Source organism: Chryseobacterium sp. AG844, assembly GCF_003182335.1.
In the GTDB taxonomy this organism is placed as follows: domain Bacteria; phylum Bacteroidota; class Bacteroidia; order Flavobacteriales; family Weeksellaceae; genus Chryseobacterium; species Chryseobacterium cupriresistens.
In genome coordinates, this window is record NZ_QGTV01000008.1 from 38,999 (window position 1) to 56,467 (window position 17,469).

A 17,469-nucleotide genomic window follows, 5' to 3' on the forward strand; every position below is an offset into this window, starting at 1 on the left:
AGGCTTCTTTATATTAAAACTATCTTTTTGGGAATATTGATCGGAATATTAACCTTATATTGGCTGGGAATTAAGCGGAAGAATATGGAAAATCTGAAAATTTGGTTAAGAAAAAATGCTTCTACGGCAGTACTTACCGTATTATTTATTATCGTTTTGGTGAATAAAGATGCAAAGGCATGGCTGATGAGGCAGGTGGCTTCCACCGGAATTCTCAATTCCAGCATATCAGAACCACAAAAAAAACAGAATAATGCAGCCAAAGTTTCCTATACCGGGCTGATGCTGAAAAATGAAGAAGGAAAAATTGTAGATACTTCTGCTTTACAGAATAAAGTGGTCTTTATTAACTTCTGGGCGTCATGGTGCCCTCCCTGCAGGGCTGAATTTCCATCTGTGCAGAAGCTGTATGATCAGTATAAAAATAATCCGGATATGGTATTTCTTACAGTAAATCTGGATGATAATGTCAGTCTGGGAAAATCTTATTTAAAAGAGAAAGGCTTTACGGTTCCTTTTCTTACACCGGCTGGAAATATTCCTGATATATTGTATAGCGGCTCTCTGCCTACAACAGTAGTACTGGACAAGAAAGGAGAAATCCGCATGCAGCATATAGGAGTGGCAGATTATAGCAAAGATTCCTTTTATAAGCAGATTGATGAACTGTTGAGAGAAAAGCCATAATTTTTAATAATGATGATTCCTTTTATCGTGCCAGCTCTTACCGCAATAGAAAATAAAATCCTTAAAGAAAAAAGCGCCGTGCAGAATTTTCCAAAGGTTATAGTATTTCCTTTCTCTGAAAGCTATAAAACGCTGGTTACTCAAATAAAAACAACAGAAATCTCTTCTGAGACCATTCTGTACAATTCAGTGGATGCAGTCAATGAAAATAAAGAATTTAACTTGCCGGAGTACTGGTGTTTTGCTGGCAACGGACAAGGTGACCGATGGTTTCTGGACAGGGATCAGAAGGTTTTTTTCTATGATCATGATGATGACGGGAAGCTGAAGCCGATGCATATTAATTTTGAAGAATGGCTGCAAATGGCAATCATTATCCGTCAGTTGGATCAATGTTTTGATCAATATGACCATATCACTGAGCCGGTTCGTCTGGAGTTCTATAAAACCCTGAATACGATTCATCCCACATTAAGTGATGTGTATCCGTTTACATTGTAACGCTGGTTTTATCAGCAATGAATGTAAATGTCTAAGTGAAAAAAGAATACTTTTACCATAAGAAACAGAATATGCTGCATCAGCTAAGAACCCATATTGAAAAAATAATTCCTCTTAATGATGATGAATTTGAATTCATATCATCCTGCTTTACTTATAAAAAATATAAGAAACATCAGTTTCTGGTACAGGAAGGGGAAACGGTTCCCTATAATTATTTTGTCCTGAAAGGCTTGCTGAAGCTGGTTTATTCTGACGAAACCGGAAAAGAACATATTGTTGGATTTGCCATGGAAGACTGGTGGGAAACAGATTTTCCCGCTTATTATCAGCAAACGGCAGCAACAATGTCTCTGGAATGTATTGAAGATACGGAAGTACTGTGTATTAAGCTGGACGATTACAGAAAACTTTGCGCTCAACTTCCAAAGCTGGAGCATTTCTTCCTTGAAAAAGCATATATGGGATTTATTACGGCTCAACAGCGTACCATTTCCATGATGACAACAGGAATAAAAGAACGCTATGAGCAGCTTTTGGAAAAATATCCTTCTCTTGTTCAGCGTGTTCCGAAATCTCTTTTGGCTGCTTATTTAGGGGTGTCCAGAGAAACCTTAAGCCGTCTGCCTCTGTAACGCTGTGATCAAACTCACACTATAATCGTGATCCGTATCACAGGAATTTGCTGTATTTGTTCTGCAATTTTGTACAGTAACAAATAACAAATTCAAGACAATGGAAAAAAAAACGGTTAATCCTTGGAAATGGCAGGATGAAAGAAGCTATTCACAGGCGGTAGAGGTAAAAAATGTGCAAAGTACTTTATATTGCTCGGGACAGGCAGCTATTGACCCCGATGGAACATCCAGTAATAAGGATATGAAATCGCAGCTGGAACAGGCTATTGCCAATCTGGAAGAAGTAATCAGTACTGCAGGATATGAATGTGGCGGTATTGTAAGATTAAATATTTATACAACTTCTACGGAAGAGCTTTGGCCACATTTTCCTATTCTTCAGGAGTGGATTGCCACACATGCAATTCAGCAGGCTGTAACGATGCTTGAAGTGAAAGGTTTGTTTGAAACTTTAAAAGTGGAGCTTGAAGCTACCGTCGTAAAATAAATGATCATTGAACTTAAAAATTAAACCTTCAAAATATAATCTGAAGGTTTTTTCTTACATTTATCTATACCAATTACAATATCCAAAAATCTTATGAATATTCAACTTTTTTCAAAAAATGCTTTAGTAGGAGGGGCAACCCAGGGAATTGGTGCCGGAATTGCCATTGAACTGGCAAAATGCGGTGCTAATGTTACGGTTATGGCCCGTAATGAAGCCAAACTTAAAGACTTTGTTTCATCTCTTCCGGTCATCAATACTGATCAGAAACATGGATATCTGGTAGCGGATTTTTCAGATTTTGAAAGTTATAAGAAAATTATAGGAGGATTTTTTAATGATCATTCGGTAGATATTCTGGTGAATAATACCAACGGCCCGGAACCCGGCCTGGCAGCTGATAAAAACCCGGATGATTATCAGAAAGCATTTGATCTTCTTTTTAAAACCGTTTGTGAAACAACATTGCTGGCTTTGCCTCATATGATCCAACAGCAAAAAGGACGTATCATCAATGTTTCATCACTTTCAGTAAAAGAACCGATCGGAAATCTGGCCTTGTCCAATTCTATCCGTTCAGCAGTAATTGCGTGGGCCAAAACCCTTTCCAATGAAATTGCACAACACAATATCACGGTAAATAATGTCTTAACAGGATATTTTGATACTGAAAGAATTCAGAAACTGGTAGCTCATGAAGCTCAGCAAAGTGGCAATGCTGAAGAAGAAATAAAAAAGGCGAGGGAAAATAAGATTCCGATGAAAAGATTCGGACAGCCTGAGGAATATGGACATCTCGTGGCTTTTCTGGCTTCTGAATATTCAAATTATCTTACCGGAACAAGTATTCCTTTGGATGGAGGATTGAATAATACCTATTAAAACTTTACCATTTAGGAAATATAAATTCTTTTAAACCGCAAAAGTCACAAAAGTTTTTGAATTTGTTTCTAAGCTTACTATTTTGAGTATTAAAGTACACATAAGTTATTTGAAATCTTTGCTTTACTTCTTCTTATATGAACTTTTTGCAGCATTGTTTTTTAACTTAATTAAACTACGCCAAGACTTTTATGACTTTTGTGGTTTGAGAATAAAATAAGGTAAATGTAATAAACCCTTTGTTTCAGTTGTCATATACATATTGGAAAATATGATATGAAAAACTGGTCTTTTAAAAAATGGAACACCGTACTGGGATGGTTCCTTTTCGCTGTTGCGCTTATTACTTATCTTTCAACGATAGAACATTCTTTGAGTTTCTGGGACTGCGGGGAATATATTTCTTCAGCTGTAAAGCTGGAGGTAACTCATGCCCCGGGAGCCGCTTTATTCCAGATTGTGGGAGCGGCAGCGAGCATCTTTGCATTGGGAAATACTGAAAATTATTCTGTGGTGATCAATGCCATGTCAGCGTTATTCAGTGCATTTACCATTCTGCTGCTGTTCTGGACGATCACCCATTTTTTAAGACGGCTTTTGCATAAAGACTTTGAAGAGATTACAAAACACCAGGAAATTTCTATCCTTTTTGCCGGAGCTATCGGGACCTTATGCTTTACCTTTTCAGATACCTTTTGGTTTTCGGCTGTAGAAGGTGAGGTGTATGCAATGGCTTCGCTGTTTATTGCGTTGCTGGTATGGCTCATTACAAAATGGGAAAACGAATATAAAGCGATTGACAGTGAGAGATGGATCATCCTTATTTTCTTTATCACAGGTCTTTCCGTAGGAGTACATATGATGTGTATGCTGGCTCTTCCGGCAATATGTCTGGTGTATTACGCCCGGAATTATACCTTTTCGTGGAAAAGTTTTATCATCGCCAATCTTGTTACTTTGGGAATTCTTGCCTTCGTGTTCAAGATTATTTTCCCCTTGATTATGACCCTCTTTGGACAGCTTGAAATTTTCTTTGTGAACGGTTTAGGGCTTCCTTTCCATTCAGGGACAATTGCGGCGTTTGTTCTTATGGCCACAATAAGTTATTTCTTAATTAAGTATGCCAGAAAAACAAAAAAGAAGGTATACCAGACTGTGGTTTTATCCCTTGTTTACATGATCATTGGTTTCTCCTGCTGGCTGGTGATTCCGATAAGAGCCAATGCCAATCCGCCGATGAATCTTAATGATCCGGATACGGCTATCGGAATGAGAGATTATTATAACAGGGTTCAATATGGTGACTGGCCTACGATTTACGGGCAGAATTATACCGCTTTTCTCGACAAAAACGGGCTGGAAAAAGAGGAAGACGGAAGTTATAAAAGAGACATCACCGGAGATATTTATGAAAAAGATGAAAAAACCGGAACTTACAGAAAAACCGGAGAAAGATTCAACTATGTTTTTAATAAATCTCACATAAGTTTTATGCCAAGGATGTTCAATGAAGATAAAGAAGTGATGGCTAATTATATCTCTTTGTATGGAGCTCCTGATTTTACCTTCAATTACGATAATGAAGATGTGGCAGACAATCCTGAGGCTAAACGTATTTTTGAAGAACTGAGAGCAAAATATGAAGGAGATTCTATCACTGCAGAAGATTATCTGAAAGTAAAACCTTATGATTTGATTAAGGTACAGCGCCCTTCATTTGCTCAGAATATGGATTATTTTATTTCTTTCCAGAACGGATATTACTTTGTGAGATACCTGATGTGGAATTTTGTTGGAAGACAGAACGATCTTCAGGGACATATGGAAAATACCAACGGGAACTGGATTTCAGGATTTTCTTTTATTGATAATGCTCTGTTGGGTGATCAGGATCATATGCCTGCTCAATTTAAAAATGAAAGTACCGTAAAGTTTTTCTTTTTACCATTGATTCTGGGTTTGATTGGTTTCTTTTTCCAGCTGAACAGAGATTTTGGAAGATTTTATGCCATCCTTTCACTGTTTATTCTGACCAGTGTGGGAATTGTTTTCTATACCGGAGTAAAACCGTTTGAAGTGCGGGAAAGAGACTATGCCATGGTAGGTTCATTCTATGCCTTTGCCGTGTGGATCGGCCTGGGAGCCGGAGCCATCCTTTGGCTGATCCAGTCTAAGATTAAATCCAATGCAGCCAACATTATACTGGGAGCTGTATTGCTGGGAATCCCTTTTATGATGGGATTTCAGAATTATACTTCCCATGACAGAAGCAAAAAAACGGCAGCCCGCGATTATGCCTATTCATTTTTACGGTCATTGCCTAAAGATGATATCATTTTTATTTATGGTGATAATGATACTTTTCCGGTGTGGGCTATTCAGGAAACAGAAAGATTCAGGGATGATGTGAAAACAGTCAACTTTACCCTTTTGGCCACTCCCTGGAATATTGATCAGGTGAAAAGAAGAACCTACAATGCCATGGGAATTCCGGGTGAGCTGACCCATGAAGAATATAGAGACGGTGTCAATGATCAGGTGTATCTGATGAAAAAAGAAGATTGGGAAGGACTTTTCCAGATGCTGAAAGAGCAGGGAGCGCCGGACACGGCTTTCCAGGAGTTCAGAAAATACCTGACTCAGGATTCAATGACCCTGAAGGATGCTATAAAATTCCTGAAATTACAATCGTCCGAAAAAGATGAATTGCTGAAAATGTACTTCGGCGAACAACAATATGAAAAATACAATATTATTCCTGTCAGTAAATTTATTCTTCCTGTCAACAAAGAAAATGCCGTAAAAGCAGGAATTATTAAGCAGTCCGATCTTCCGGGTACTGTGGATCACATTATGATCAATTATGAAGCAAATACCCTTTATAAAAGCAATCTGATGATGCTGGATATGCTGGCCAATTTCGACTGGAAGCGCCCGATCAGTTTCTCTTCAGGCGGAATGTATGAAAGCGAAAATATTTTTTATCTGGATGAATATCTGCAGTTTGACGGTTTCAGCTACAGACTGGTTCCCATTCATACGCCTCAGGGGCCTGATGGAGACAAAGGAAGGGTAGATGCCCAATCTCTTTATCAGGTGGTGAAAAATTTCAGATGGGGAAATTTTAAAGATCTGAGTATTTATTATGATGAAACAGCTACGTCAAATATTTTGGGCTACAGAATGTCGGTGAGCAGAGCTGTATCTGCACTTGTGGCAAGCGGGCAGAAAGCGAAAGCACTCGAGTTACTGGAACTTGCAGCAAAAGAAATTCCTGCTGAAAAATACAACGATCCACGTTCACTGAGCGTCATGGTTACCGGATATATTGTTGCAGGGCAGGAGCAAAAGGGACTTCAGCTGGCAGAAAATCTTAAAAAAGGAATATTTGAAGAATACGATTATTATCAAAGTCTTACTCCTTCATTTAAAGCAATGGCAAAAAGACAGATGAGGTCCAAACCGATGGAATACGCATTGGTGGTTTCCGCTGTTACTGAAGGCTACAAAAAGCTTGGGCAAAATGAAAAAGCACATGCATATCTTTTAAAAGCAATGGAGCCTATTGATAAAAAATTCAATGTCTTTATAAAAGGGCTTCAGCAGATGGACAAAGAAAGAGCAGGGAAAGAAGCTGAAAATATACGCCAGATCGCTCCCTTTTATCAGTATTTATTCAATGTTATGGAACCTTTTGATTCCACCTATTCCAGAAAAAAAGAAATTGAGATTACCAATGCGATGATAAAAGTGACACAGTAATAATCAGTGATAAAGCCTTTAAGCATAATGTTTAAAGGCTTTTATTTAATTCATGGTGTCCAATTTAATCTGTAAAATTCTGAATGGCTTTATTGCTCTTCCTTAAATCAGAAGGTCTGGATTGGGTAAACTCATGGAAGGTGTCGCTAAAGGCACTTATTGAGCTGTATCCAACATCATCCGCTATTTCATTGATAGGTTTATCGGTATTTAAAAGCAGTTCAATGGCTTTAATGATTCTTAATGTTTTCAGGTACTGCAGAAAAGAAATGTCCATATCCGCTTTGAACAGGCGGGACAAAGAGCGTTCACTCAAACCAAATTTACTGCTTACATTAGCCAGAGTCAGTTTTTCCCCGATATTCCATTCCAGATAAGATACAATCCGCATCATTTGTTTATTATGGGTGGCGGGAAGAATAATAGGCAAGGGCTGTTGATGGGTTTTAGGAAGGATCTTTTTTAATGCTACCAGAAATTCAAAGTTTTCATCTTTTGCAGTTACATGCTTTTCATCCCATATTTCAGAATATTTGATCATCTGAATCAGCAGTTCGGATGCAGGGTATATTCCTAATCTGTTATAGAAAGGATCTGAAAAATCATCGTGGGCATAAAAATAAAGGGAACGCAGGACTGTGGCTGTATGTCCGATCTCTAAAATATGTTCCATTCCCTGCGGAATCCAGAAAAAGTGTCTTGCCGGTACCACATAGGTCCTGTTATCAATCGTAATATAGGCGATGCCGCCTTCCACATAACTCAGCTGTCCTTTTGTATGCTTGTGAAAAGGAATCAGTTTTTCAGATTTTTCGTGCATGACAAATACACTTTTATCATCTTTATCAATGTCCGGAAGCGCAGCAATTAATCCCATAAAAAATTTAAAATCCCAATAAGAATACAAATATAATCATTTGGCCGGAATCATGTAAAAGTTGACTATTTTAGATAAATAAAATTTCCGGATTGCCAATAAATTTGCAGTGCAATAATTCAAAAATTCAAATGAAAATTTATGTCGCCGGGTTGCTGATGTTTGGAGTTTTCTCCATCGTATCAGCGCAAACCGGCAGTCCAGCAAAGGATACCATACGACTCTCCCTGAAGGAAGCATGGCAGAAAGCGGAGGAAAACAGCCGCCATATCAGAATCAATACCATTAATGTAGACATTGCCGAAGCCGAAGTAAAAGATGCAAAAAGAGAGCGCCTCCCGGAAATAGAAGTTAAAGGCTCTGCTGAAAAAGCTTCCAACATTCCTATCTATGAAAACGGAATCTTTTCCAAACCAACCCAGCATGAAGTTATCCATACGCTTTACAGAGCCGGAGCAGATTTTTATCTGAATATTTATAACGGAAACAAACTGAATCTTAAGATTAAGGAAAATCAAACGCTTCAGAAAATTAAGGATATCCGGAAAGAACAGTCCGTTTCAGATATTCACTACAAAACAGCATCACTTTATCTGGAATTACAGAAAACCTTAATCTTCAGAGATCTTATCAAGCAGGATATTGCTGATCAGAAAACACAATTAAAAGAAATACAGACTCTTTATAAAAACGGAGTGGTTTTAAAAAGTGATGTTTTAAGGATTGAACTTGAACTTTCAAAACGGAAAATGGCACTGGTGACCATAGAAAATGATATCCTCATCGCCATGCAGAAACTGAATATCATTCTTGGAATTCCGGATGAACAGGTTGTTATTCCTGAAGCACCGTTTAATCAGTGGAATGAGAATACAACGTACAACGAATACCTGAAACTGGCATTGGATCATTCTTTTGATTACCACGTTTCTGAGCAGCAGACAGCGCTGAGTATCATCAAACTGAAACAGGTAAAAGCGAATGTAAGGCCTAAAATAGGAATGTATGGCGAATTTTATTATGCCAATCCACAGATTTTTCTTTATCCGTACAATCCGTATTGGTATTCATTGGGGATTGTGGGAATTAAAGCTTCATTTTCCATCTCTTCTCTTTACCACAATACCCATAAGGTAAAGGCAGCCCAGCTGGAGTTTGAAAAAGAAGAGGAAGTGCACAGGGATACTGAAGATAAAGTAAGACAGCAGGTAAAAGAAGCTTATCTGCGTTACCAGGAAGCTTTGGAACAGATAAAAGTGGCAGAAGCCAATGTCGCTCAGGCAAAGGAAAATGCACGTATTATCAAAAATACTTACTTCAGCCAGACTTCCCTTATTACAGAACTGCTGGATGCAGATATACAGCTGCTTCAGACAAAATTTGAACTGGAAGCGGCTAAAATTATGGCACAGAACAATTATTATTTATTACAAAATATTACAGGCGTTTTATAAAACAATGAAAAAAAAATACACTCCCACCGATAGAATGATCACGAAGATCACAGGATGGATTTCAGTTGTAATCGTTGCTGCACTTGCAGTGTGGGGCGGGTTTACCCTAAAAAATTATTATGCCTATGAGCAGACCAATGATGCGCAGGTTCAGGAATATGTAAATCCTATTATTTCAAGAGCCGGAGGATTTATTGTTGCCGTAAAATTTGAGGAAAATCAGGAAGTAAAAAAGGGCGATACTCTTTTAATCATTGATAACCGTGAATATGTCCTTCAGGAAAAGCAGACTCAGGCAGCCCTTCAGAAAGCCCGTGCCCAACTGAGAGTATTGGAAAGTACTACAGGAACTACAGAAAAGGAAGCTGCCGCAGCGATGGCCAAGGTGGATGCCAATAAAGCAAAAGTCTGGAAACAGCAGCTTGATTATAACAGGTATAAAAAACTGTATGATGAAGAATCTGCTACCAGACAGCGACTTGAAGATGTGAAAGCAACACTTGATGTCAACGAAAGTGATTATAAATCTTCACAGGATAATTATGCAGCTTCTGTATCCAAGATTAATGATATACGGGCAGAAAAAGCCGTGGTTTTGGCAGAAATTGCAAGACTGGAAGCATTGCTGGACCGTCACAAATTGGATGTAAGTTATACAGCTGTCACTGCTGCTTATGATGGAAGAATGGGACGACGAACCGTAGAAGTAGGCCAGATGATTGATGCCGGAGAAACGCTGGCATTCATTGTCAATAATGAAACTGATAAATGGGTAGTGGCTAATTATAAAGAAACCCAGATCAGGGATATGCATATCGGCGATCATGTGAAAATTGTGGCGGATTCTTATCCCGACAGAGAATTTAAAGGAACCATTATTTCACTTTCTCCTGCAACAGGCTCAAGCTTCTCATTGCTTCCACCGGATAACTCCACCGGGAATTATGTCAAGATTGTACAGCGTATTCCTGTGAGAATAAGACTGGATGGGCAAAGAAGAGAAATTAATATTCTGAAGGTGGGAATGAACGTGAATGTATACGCTAATAAAAAGCATTCCAATGGCTAAAAGACAAATGCCTTATTTCAAAAAATGGGCTCCGGAATGGTTGGTGAAGATTATTCTTTTTTCAATGACACTTCCGGGGATCATTATCTTTTTTCTGCCATTGTCTAATGTGAATGCTGCAGCCGGATATTATGGATGTGAACCAGCGGATATTCAGTTTTCAGTAGCCTTGTTTTATGCCGGATATGTAGGGTTTTATAGTCTGGAAAGAAGGTTTTTCAGTTTTCTAGCCGCAAAAGAATATTTTCTTCTTTTTACCACACTGCAAATTCTGGCCTGCCTGGTATGCTATTCTACCCGTGAAATTTATATTCTGTTTCCGGTGCGTTTTATGCAGGGAATGTTGTTTGCCGGGAATGTAAACCTTTCACTAACCCTTATTTTCACCCGGCTGAGTAGTGAAAGAGCAAGGGAGATTAGCTTTTCAGTGTTTTTCGGGATCTTAATTTGTGCTTTACCATTTAATAACCTTATAACCGCCGACCTCATAGATTCGTATAATTTTAATATCGTCTATAAAACAGCCATATTCTCATATCTTCCGGGACTTATTTTCCTCACTCTGGCAATGAGCAACTACAGAACCCATGCAAGATTTCATCTCTATAAACTCGACTGGCAGAGTTTTGGACTGTTCAGTATGATGCTGGTGCTCATAGGATATATAAGCATTTTCGGGCAGGAATATTATTGGCTGGAAGATAGCCGGATTTTAGGAAGTGTCATCGGAATTATTGCTTTAGCAGGAATATCCATATTCCGTCAGCAAGCCATTAAAAGGCCTTATATTGATCTGCGTGTTTTCAGATACCGGAATTTTAAAGTAGGTCTGCTGATTCTTTTTGTGATGTATATCTGCAGGTTTGCTTCAGGAATTGTCAATAATTATTTTGCATCGGAGCTGCATCTGGACCCATTCCATATATCCTATATTAATATTTTCAATCTTGCAGGATTGGTTATGGGAGTCATTATTGCCTGCTGTATGGTTTTGCAGAAAAAAAATATACGGTATATCTGGGGTCCGGGTTTTTTAATGCTGCTCATTTTTCATGCGGTCATGTATTATTCTTTTGATGTTCAGGCTGATGAGTTTAATTACTATATCCCATTATTTATTCAGGGATTGGGTGTGGGATTGATTATGGTTCCGACGATTATCTTTATTATTTCGTCAGTTCCTGCAGCCATTGGCCCTTCTGCTGCGGCAACAGCATTAGCAATACGGTATCTTGGATTTTGTATCAGTATTGCCCTGATCAATTTTTTTGAACTGTTTGAGAAAAGCCGTCATTATAATGCCTTTCAGGATCATCTAAGTGCTGTCGATCCGGAAGTTAAAAGCTTTCTCCATCAGCAGACTACTAAGCTTATTGCTCGAGGAATGCCGGAAGATAAGGCTGTTAAAGCTGCCAATAAGCTGTTGATTGGCAGAATGAATGTTCAGGATCATGTCCGTTTTGCGATGGATTATTATGAAATGATGGTATGGCTTCTTGCAGCCTCACTGTTATTGATTTTCCTTTTCCCATATCTTAACCGCACTGCTCTTTATTTAAAATCACGCAGATTATCTCCTGCGTAAAGAGAACTTTAATGTTAATCATCGAAAAAGTATAGCTTGTCAGCTAATTTTATAGTAGAGTGCTGAGACTGTCTGATAAAGCAGTCTCTTTTATTTTGATAAAGAATAGCAATTACTTCTGGCCGGAATTGTATGTTTTTTGTCATTGCAGACAAAATCCATTCTCTCTACATTTGTACTCATACAGAACGAGATATGAAGAAAGAAAGGCGGAAAACAGGAATGAAAAATATAGTGCTTTTAGCATTGCCGGAGGTACAGCTGCTTGATATTGCCGGACCATGGGATGTTTTTACATCAGCAAACCGTTTTTTAAATGATAAACAGGATTCCGGTTATCATGTGTATCTGGTATCCGGAACTTCAGAAAAAATAATATATTCAGGTTCAGGAATGCCTTTATCATGCAGCCATACTATTTATGATATTGATTTTCCTGTAGACACTTTACTGGTGGCAGGTACCACGTTGAATGTGCTGGATGAGGTCAATCCGGATATTTATCATTACCTTCAAAATATAGCTCCCGACGTGAGACGAATGGGATCTGTCTGTGTAGGGGCGTTCATCCTTGCCAAAGCGGGTCTGCTGGATGGCAAACAGGTAACTACTCATTGGAAGTTCGCAGATACTTTACAGAAATCTTATCCAAAATTGGATGTGAATATTAATCCTTTTTTTATCCGTGACAGGCCAATTTATACTTCAGGAGGTGTTTCTTCAGGGATGGATCTTGCATTGGCTCTATTGGAAGAAGACTTTGGAAAACCTTTGGCGGCCGAAGTTGCCCGTCATCTCGTCCTGTATCTAAAAAGATCCGGAGCACAGTCTCAGTTTGGAAATGCATTACCGGAATATGAAATAATGTCTCCTTTTACAAAACAAATCCGTGATTTATTGAAAGATAAGCTTGGAGAAGCTATTACGGTGGAGTATATGGCAGAGTTCCTGAACATGAGTGTCCGTAACTTTTCCAGGGTATTTGTAAAAGAGTCAGGAATGACTCCCGGCAGATTTCTCGAAAAAATGAGGCTGGATCAGGCTAAAAATATGCTGGAATATACTGATATGAGCATCGATATGATAGCTGATAAATGTGGATTTAGTAATGCTGTTTCTCTCAGCCGCTTATTTCTTAAAAACATTTCCCTCTCTCCGGCACAGTACAGGAAGTCATTCAAGACTACAGGATAATAGCTTTTTCTTATTGATTTTACATAAAACTGGCAATCATCAATTGTCAGCAGGGAAGACCTGTGCCATGATCTGAAAATAATAATCTTAAATAATAAAATTATGAATCACGTACAAAACAGCAAGACAATGAATGTAGCATTTTTAATCTATGATCAGGTGGAAGCACTTGATTTAAATGGCCCTTTAGATGTTTTTGTTAAGGCGAATGTTCTGGAACCCGGCAGCTACAATTGCTTTACCGTCGGGAAAACAAAAGATCCGGTAAATATGGAGGCGAACACAATGGCTCTTATTCCTACCTACGATATCCATACATGCCCTCAACCGGATATGATTGTCGTTCCGGGAGCAAATCCTGAATACATTATGCAATATATTCAGGACAGGGACTTTCGGGAAACTGCCCTGAAATGGATTGAAAATCATTATGATGCAGGAACAGTTGTATTTACGGTATGTACCGGAAGTATGCTTCTGTCAGGGACAAAAATGCTTGCTGATTATGATGTTACTACGCATCATATGTTGTTGGATGCACTTGAACAGCATAATCCGGAAACCAATGTAATCAGGAATATACGGTATATTGACCAGGGCAGCCTGATAACTACGGCAGGTATCACAGCCGGGATAGATGCCGCCCTTTATCTGGTTGGAAAACATCTCGGACAGAAAACGGTGAACACTATTATAGAGATTTTTGAATATCAGAATGCAAAATCTGGAAACTTAGCGTAAAAGAGAATCTGTTGATTTGCAAATTTCGCCGATCTCTGATCGGCGAAATTTATATTTTAGATTGAGGTCTACTGACGAAAACTGAGTACTTTAATACAAAGAGGAATAAAACCAATTGACACCGCAATATAAACAGCAATCCGAATATAGTTAAGGGTTTTCCAAAGTGAAATTCTGGTTATGATTTCCTGTGAAACGGAAGTGGCGGATGCCAAGTTCTGAAACTGTATAATGTTCGGAGCAAAAAAAGCTAATGTCCAGAATCTTACAGCTGCGTGAATAATGAGTAAAATCAAAAGCCAGTTCCTTACCGGATCAATTTTCCAGCAAAAAGCAATCGCAAGGATAAAGGTTATTTCATGCAAAGAGTGAAGGATGATCCAAAAAAACTTCAGGCTTACTCCATTTCCGTCCTGAAGCAGCTTCAATGTATCGGGTGGGGAAGAAGCCCATTTGGGTACAAAGAGCAGGGTTTCGAAAATCTGTGCCCCGTTCATAAGAAAATAAAGTAATGTTGTAATGCAAAGCCAGATTTCTGCGCGGGTTATATAAGTAGCAGTTAAACTTTCCATGGTCGTGTATTGATTTATGGGTTATTTAAATGATCTGTTGTTTCTTTCATAAGAAGGGTAGCTTCCCTGAAATAACGTTCAATAGTTTCTATTTCCTTTTTAGAAAAAGTGGAAACGAGTTTCATGGTTTTTTGCTGCAGCTCTTCAAAAATAGGACCGAGTAATTTCATGCTCTTTTCTGTATTCGGGATGATCATTACTTTTCTGCGGTCTTCTTTGATGAACTGTCTTTTAAGAAGTTCTTTTTTTTCCAGACGGTCAATTAAACCTGTAACAGCGCCGGTTGTAAGACCTGTCAGCTTAGATATTTCACCCGCTGTTATGGATTCGTATTGCAGAATAAGCCCCAGATATTTATGATCTGTGCTGGAAAGCCCTGCTTTTCTGGCAATGGCCTCGTGCATAAAGATTGAGGCGTCAGAATAGGCTCTGCTGGCTTCACGGAAATTTTGTATATTACTTTTAGTCATTAATTAAATTATTTTATAATTATCTTAGTTGCTAAGATATTGTTGTTTTTTGATTTATCAAAATAAATTTTTTGCTAAAAAAATGATATTATCCGTCAGCTACTATTATTGCTGGGAATTTGAATTTAAAAAAGATAACAGCGTAATTAATTTATAAACAGGTGTTTGACTTTTTTGATGCAAATTTTATAATAAAAAAGCTTTGAAAAATTTGGATTTAAAGAGGGTTTTCCTATCTTTGCAGTCCCTTAAACAAAGGGATTTACTTGAAAAAGTAAGTGGCCGACTCGGTAGCTCAGCTGGTAGAGCAATACACTTTTAATGTATGGGTCCTGGGTTCGAATCCCAGCCGGGTCACAATATTAAAGATGCAAAAAATAAAGCATCAGAAAAACACAAAAAAAACCTGCAAATTATTTTTGCAGGTTTTTTATTTATAGTGTTTGCTATAATGTTTCAAATGGCCGGTTATTATAAATTTGAATTAACGACCAGTTTGATTGTTCTCATTCTATTGCCATTGAAATCAGCAATATCTTTACTCTTCATTTTTGGGTTTAAAATTTCTCCCTACTCCCTGACGGAGAAATGTAATTTTTCCTTGTACTTTTTTTGCTTTTTCAAGGACCTCCAATGCTTTTGTTCTTTCGTTAACTTTGCCAGCATGTGTTATATTGTCCTGACGTTCATTTTTTTTCATGTATCAATATAGTGAATTTATTTGACAAAAACAAATTATTGATAATAAGGATGTTTCAAATTTTAAGAAAATAAATTGATTTACTGATCGGACCACGAGTAACAAAGGATTTACTGCAGTTCTTATTTTTTTCTTGAAGCCTTTTGATTCATTTTTAAGATTTATAGTAAGAACCTGCTCAGATATGTGAAATTTTTGTGTCTGATATTGTAAAAGTTAGCGGAAGCACAGACATAATATGTCCGGGAAGTATTGTAAATAAAGAAAAAGTTTCTATCTTTGCAGTCCCTTACAGAAAGGGATTTACTTGAAAAAGTAAGGGCCGACTCGGTAGCTCAGCTGGTAGAGCAATACACTTTTAATGTATGGGTCCTGGGTTCGAATCCCAGCCGGGTCACTTATGAGGACAAATCATTTTATGAATGGTTTGTCCTTTTTAGTTTTCGTTATTTGTTGTCTGCCAAATGTATGTTGCAATCCGAAGCTATTCAACGATATTTTAATAATAAAAGCATCCAGAACGAACAGTATACAACCGATATAAATAGCAACTTTTGTTTTTATATCGGTTGTATATTGTAATGCTATTGTGGTCCAATATCTACTTTTTTACATTGCCGGATCTTCCCTGCGTATTGTGCGCACTATCTGAAACTGCCGCATTGATATTGCCTGTGCCGTTACCCGTATTATTATTGCTCGTTTTTCTTCCCCCAACGTGATTTTTTGTATTAATACTATCATTACCCGTTGTAATGTCTTGAGTATCCCTGACCGCAGATGCTGCTGTATCAGAATAATTTCTTTGCGTGTTGACTGAATCGGTAACGGGGGTACTACTTGTTGTGTCCTTCTTTTTACAGGCCAGAATCATAAAACCGGCTGCTGATATTGATAAAACTAATTTTTTCATAGGATTTTATTTTGGTGTTTGTATTTAATCAAATTTCGATATTTAAGCCCGGCAGTGATATGAGCAGGATCATAATAATGCAGATCCAAAGGTGTATTAATGAACTGTGTATGATTTTCAGCCTGTCTTGAGACAGTTTTTTTTATAAACAGTTGTCTGTATTCTATTATATGCTGTCTGGAATGCCTTCTAACAGGTAAAGATTAAAAATAAAACAAAAAATAGTTTATTTGTAAACTTATATAAGTATATTTGTATACTAATTTGTTTGATATGAATTTTGAACTTATAAAATCAGTGGTGGAACTCGTTCAGCAATTTATGGAACAAAATGAAGGTAAAAATCTATACAGCAATGACCTTCATGGTTTTACAGAATGGATCAATGCTGCCCATCAGCAGGACTTTGAAAATCCTGACTGGATAGGGAAGGATTCAGGAAGAAGCTCAGACAGTATTATAAATACTTTGCTGATCAGAATGAACAGATATGCAAAGTCTTATTCCAGATCGGCAGTTGGCAGTTCTGTTTTTTCCAGTCAGGATGACTTCATTTATCTTATCAGTTTGAAGAATATGGGAGCAATGCCAAAAATGCAATTGATAAAACATAATGTACATGAGAAATCTGCAGGTATACTTATTATTAACCGGCTGCTCCATAATGGCTGGATTGAACAGGCGGTTTCCTCAAAAGATAAAAGAATAAAAAATATACAGATCACTGAGAAAGGGCTGGCGATACTGGATGAACATATGGAGGAAATCCGCAGGGCTTCCAGGGCTGTTGTAGGAAATCTTACCCATGCTGAACAAATGCTCCTCATTGCAGTACTTTCCAAATTGGATGAATTTCATGATTCTTTTTACCGTATGAATCTGGAAACAAGAGATCTGCTGAACACCGTATATAAAAAGTTAAACTGATTGCGTAGTG

17 protein-coding genes and 2 tRNA genes are annotated in these 17,469 nt (G+C 37.9%); 14 read left to right on the forward strand and 5 right to left on the reverse strand.

What is annotated here, in order from left to right; genetic code table 11:
- The first annotated feature begins 84 nt into the window (after window positions 1–84).
- From DEU40_RS09995 to DEU40_RS10020, 6 genes are all read left to right on the forward strand, one after another.
- Window positions 85–687: a TlpA family protein disulfide reductase gene (locus DEU40_RS09995; RefSeq protein ID WP_110009808.1), complete on the forward strand. Its 603-nt coding sequence runs from the start codon at window positions 85–87 to the stop codon at window positions 685–687.
- A gap of 9 nt (window positions 688–696) precedes the next feature.
- Complete coding sequence (locus DEU40_RS10000) at window positions 697–1,188, forward strand: SMI1/KNR4 family protein (RefSeq protein ID WP_110009692.1); 492 nt, start codon at window positions 697–699, stop codon at window positions 1,186–1,188.
- A gap of 71 nt (window positions 1,189–1,259) precedes the next feature.
- A complete protein-coding gene (locus tag DEU40_RS10005; protein ID WP_110009809.1) occupies window positions 1,260–1,823 on the forward strand; it encodes a Crp/Fnr family transcriptional regulator in 564 nt (187 codons plus the stop codon).
- Window positions 1,824–1,923: 100 nt separating this feature from the next.
- On the forward strand, window positions 1,924–2,313 hold the full coding sequence (locus DEU40_RS10010; protein ID WP_110009693.1) for a RidA family protein: 390 nt from the start codon (window positions 1,924–1,926) through the stop codon (window positions 2,311–2,313).
- Window positions 2,314–2,406: 93 nt separating this feature from the next.
- Entirely contained in the window at window positions 2,407–3,195 is a 789-nt protein-coding gene (locus tag DEU40_RS10015; protein ID WP_110009694.1) for an SDR family oxidoreductase, read from the forward strand.
- 276 nt (window positions 3,196–3,471) lie between these two features.
- The gene (locus DEU40_RS10020; protein ID WP_110009695.1) at window positions 3,472–6,957 is read left to right on the forward strand and encodes a DUF2723 domain-containing protein; all 3,486 of its coding nucleotides are present in this window, start codon (window positions 3,472–3,474) and stop codon (window positions 6,955–6,957) included.
- Window positions 6,958–7,021: 64 nt separating this feature from the next.
- Here the strand turns inward: DEU40_RS10020 and DEU40_RS10025 are convergent, their stop codons facing one another.
- On the reverse strand, window positions 7,022–7,834 hold the full coding sequence (locus DEU40_RS10025) for an AraC family transcriptional regulator (protein ID WP_110009696.1): 813 nt from the start codon (window positions 7,832–7,834) through the stop codon (window positions 7,022–7,024).
- A 131-nt stretch (window positions 7,835–7,965) separates the two neighbouring features.
- Here DEU40_RS10025 and DEU40_RS10030 point away from each other — a divergent pair, with 131 nt between their 5' ends.
- The 5 genes from DEU40_RS10030 (at window position 7,966) to DEU40_RS10050 (ending at window position 13,877) form a co-directional block, all read left to right on the forward strand.
- A complete protein-coding gene (locus DEU40_RS10030; protein WP_110009697.1) occupies window positions 7,966–9,288 on the forward strand; it encodes a TolC family protein in 1,323 nt (440 codons plus the stop codon).
- Window positions 9,289–9,292: 4 nt separating this feature from the next.
- Window positions 9,293–10,357 carry an HlyD family secretion protein gene (locus DEU40_RS10035; protein WP_110009698.1) on the forward strand — a complete coding sequence of 355 codons (1,065 nt, stop codon included), beginning with the start codon at window positions 9,293–9,295 and terminating at the stop codon, window positions 10,355–10,357.
- The gene (locus DEU40_RS10040; protein WP_110009810.1) at window positions 10,350–11,942 is read left to right on the forward strand and encodes a beta-carotene 15,15'-monooxygenase; all 1,593 of its coding nucleotides are present in this window, start codon (window positions 10,350–10,352) and stop codon (window positions 11,940–11,942) included. Before DEU40_RS10035 ends, DEU40_RS10040 begins: the two co-directional genes overlap by 8 nt.
- 195 nt (window positions 11,943–12,137) lie before the next feature.
- Complete coding sequence (locus DEU40_RS10045; RefSeq protein ID WP_181397957.1) at window positions 12,138–13,136, forward strand: GlxA family transcriptional regulator; 999 nt, start codon at window positions 12,138–12,140, stop codon at window positions 13,134–13,136.
- Between the two features lie 102 nt (window positions 13,137–13,238).
- Complete coding sequence (locus DEU40_RS10050; protein ID WP_110009700.1) at window positions 13,239–13,877, forward strand: DJ-1/PfpI family protein; 639 nt, start codon at window positions 13,239–13,241, stop codon at window positions 13,875–13,877.
- A gap of 68 nt (window positions 13,878–13,945) precedes the next feature.
- Here DEU40_RS10050 and DEU40_RS10055 read toward each other — a convergent pair whose 3' ends face one another.
- Entirely contained in the window at window positions 13,946–14,449 is a 504-nt protein-coding gene (locus tag DEU40_RS10055; RefSeq protein WP_110009701.1) for a transposase, read from the reverse strand.
- A gap of 14 nt (window positions 14,450–14,463) precedes the next feature.
- Window positions 14,464–14,919 (reverse strand): MarR family winged helix-turn-helix transcriptional regulator, encoded by a 456-nt coding sequence (locus DEU40_RS10060; RefSeq protein ID WP_110009702.1) that lies wholly within the window; start codon window positions 14,917–14,919, stop codon window positions 14,464–14,466.
- 284 nt (window positions 14,920–15,203) lie between these two features.
- Between DEU40_RS10060 and DEU40_RS10065 the strand changes: the two genes are divergently transcribed.
- Window positions 15,204–15,276 (forward strand) — tRNA-Lys (locus DEU40_RS10065).
- 181 nt (window positions 15,277–15,457) lie between these two features.
- Here DEU40_RS10065 and DEU40_RS22440 read toward each other — a convergent pair.
- The gene (locus DEU40_RS22440; protein ID WP_171006229.1) at window positions 15,458–15,619 is read right to left on the reverse strand and encodes a hypothetical protein; all 162 of its coding nucleotides are present in this window, start codon (window positions 15,617–15,619) and stop codon (window positions 15,458–15,460) included.
- A 324-nt stretch (window positions 15,620–15,943) separates the two neighbouring features.
- Here DEU40_RS22440 and DEU40_RS10070 point away from each other — a divergent pair.
- Window positions 15,944–16,016 (forward strand) — tRNA-Lys (locus DEU40_RS10070).
- Window positions 16,017–16,220: 204 nt separating this feature from the next.
- On the opposite strand, the gene DEU40_RS10075 is transcribed toward DEU40_RS10070, so the two are convergent.
- Window positions 16,221–16,532: a hypothetical protein gene (locus DEU40_RS10075; protein ID WP_110009703.1), complete on the reverse strand. Its 312-nt coding sequence runs from the start codon at window positions 16,530–16,532 to the stop codon at window positions 16,221–16,223.
- A gap of 273 nt (window positions 16,533–16,805) precedes the next feature.
- Here DEU40_RS10075 and DEU40_RS10080 point away from each other — a divergent pair, with 273 nt between their 5' ends.
- Entirely contained in the window at window positions 16,806–17,459 is a 654-nt protein-coding gene (locus tag DEU40_RS10080; protein WP_110009704.1) for a MarR family winged helix-turn-helix transcriptional regulator, read from the forward strand.
- The last annotated feature ends 10 nt before the right edge of the window (window positions 17,460–17,469 follow it).

Bases quoted from the DNA above. Each gene is read 5' to 3' on its own strand.
- DEU40_RS10080 (WP_110009704.1), top strand. From the start codon at position 16,806: ATGAATTTTGAACTTATAAAATCAGTGGTGGAACTCGTTCAGCAATTT.
- DEU40_RS10015 (WP_110009694.1), top strand. From the start codon at position 2,407: ATGAATATTCAACTTTTTTCAAAAAATGCTTTAGTAGGAGGGGCAACC.
- DEU40_RS10030 (WP_110009697.1), top strand. From the start codon at position 7,966: ATGAAAATTTATGTCGCCGGGTTGCTGATGTTTGGAGTTTTCTCCATC.
- DEU40_RS10035 (WP_110009698.1), top strand. From the start codon at position 9,293: ATGAAAAAAAAATACACTCCCACCGATAGAATGATCACGAAGATCACA.
- DEU40_RS10025 (WP_110009696.1), bottom strand. From the start codon at position 7,834: ATGGGATTAATTGCTGCGCTTCCGGACATTGATAAAGATGATAAAAGT.
- DEU40_RS10055 (WP_110009701.1), bottom strand. From the start codon at position 14,449: ATGGAAAGTTTAACTGCTACTTATATAACCCGCGCAGAAATCTGGCTT.
- DEU40_RS10075 (WP_110009703.1), bottom strand. From the start codon at position 16,532: ATGAAAAAATTAGTTTTATCAATATCAGCAGCCGGTTTTATGATTCTG.
- DEU40_RS10005 (WP_110009809.1), top strand. From the start codon at position 1,260: ATGCTGCATCAGCTAAGAACCCATATTGAAAAAATAATTCCTCTTAAT.
- DEU40_RS09995 (WP_110009808.1), top strand. From the start codon at position 85: ATGGAAAATCTGAAAATTTGGTTAAGAAAAAATGCTTCTACGGCAGTA.
- DEU40_RS10060 (WP_110009702.1), bottom strand. From the start codon at position 14,919: ATGACTAAAAGTAATATACAAAATTTCCGTGAAGCCAGCAGAGCCTAT.
- DEU40_RS10020 (WP_110009695.1), top strand. From the start codon at position 3,472: ATGAAAAACTGGTCTTTTAAAAAATGGAACACCGTACTGGGATGGTTC.
- DEU40_RS10050 (WP_110009700.1), top strand. From the start codon at position 13,239: ATGAATCACGTACAAAACAGCAAGACAATGAATGTAGCATTTTTAATC.
- DEU40_RS10010 (WP_110009693.1), top strand. From the start codon at position 1,924: ATGGAAAAAAAAACGGTTAATCCTTGGAAATGGCAGGATGAAAGAAGC.
- DEU40_RS10040 (WP_110009810.1), top strand. From the start codon at position 10,350: ATGGCTAAAAGACAAATGCCTTATTTCAAAAAATGGGCTCCGGAATGG.
- DEU40_RS10045 (WP_181397957.1), top strand. From the start codon at position 12,138: ATGAAGAAAGAAAGGCGGAAAACAGGAATGAAAAATATAGTGCTTTTA.
- DEU40_RS10000 (WP_110009692.1), top strand. From the start codon at position 697: ATGATGATTCCTTTTATCGTGCCAGCTCTTACCGCAATAGAAAATAAA.
- DEU40_RS22440 (WP_171006229.1), bottom strand. From the start codon at position 15,619: ATGAAAAAAAATGAACGTCAGGACAATATAACACATGCTGGCAAAGTT.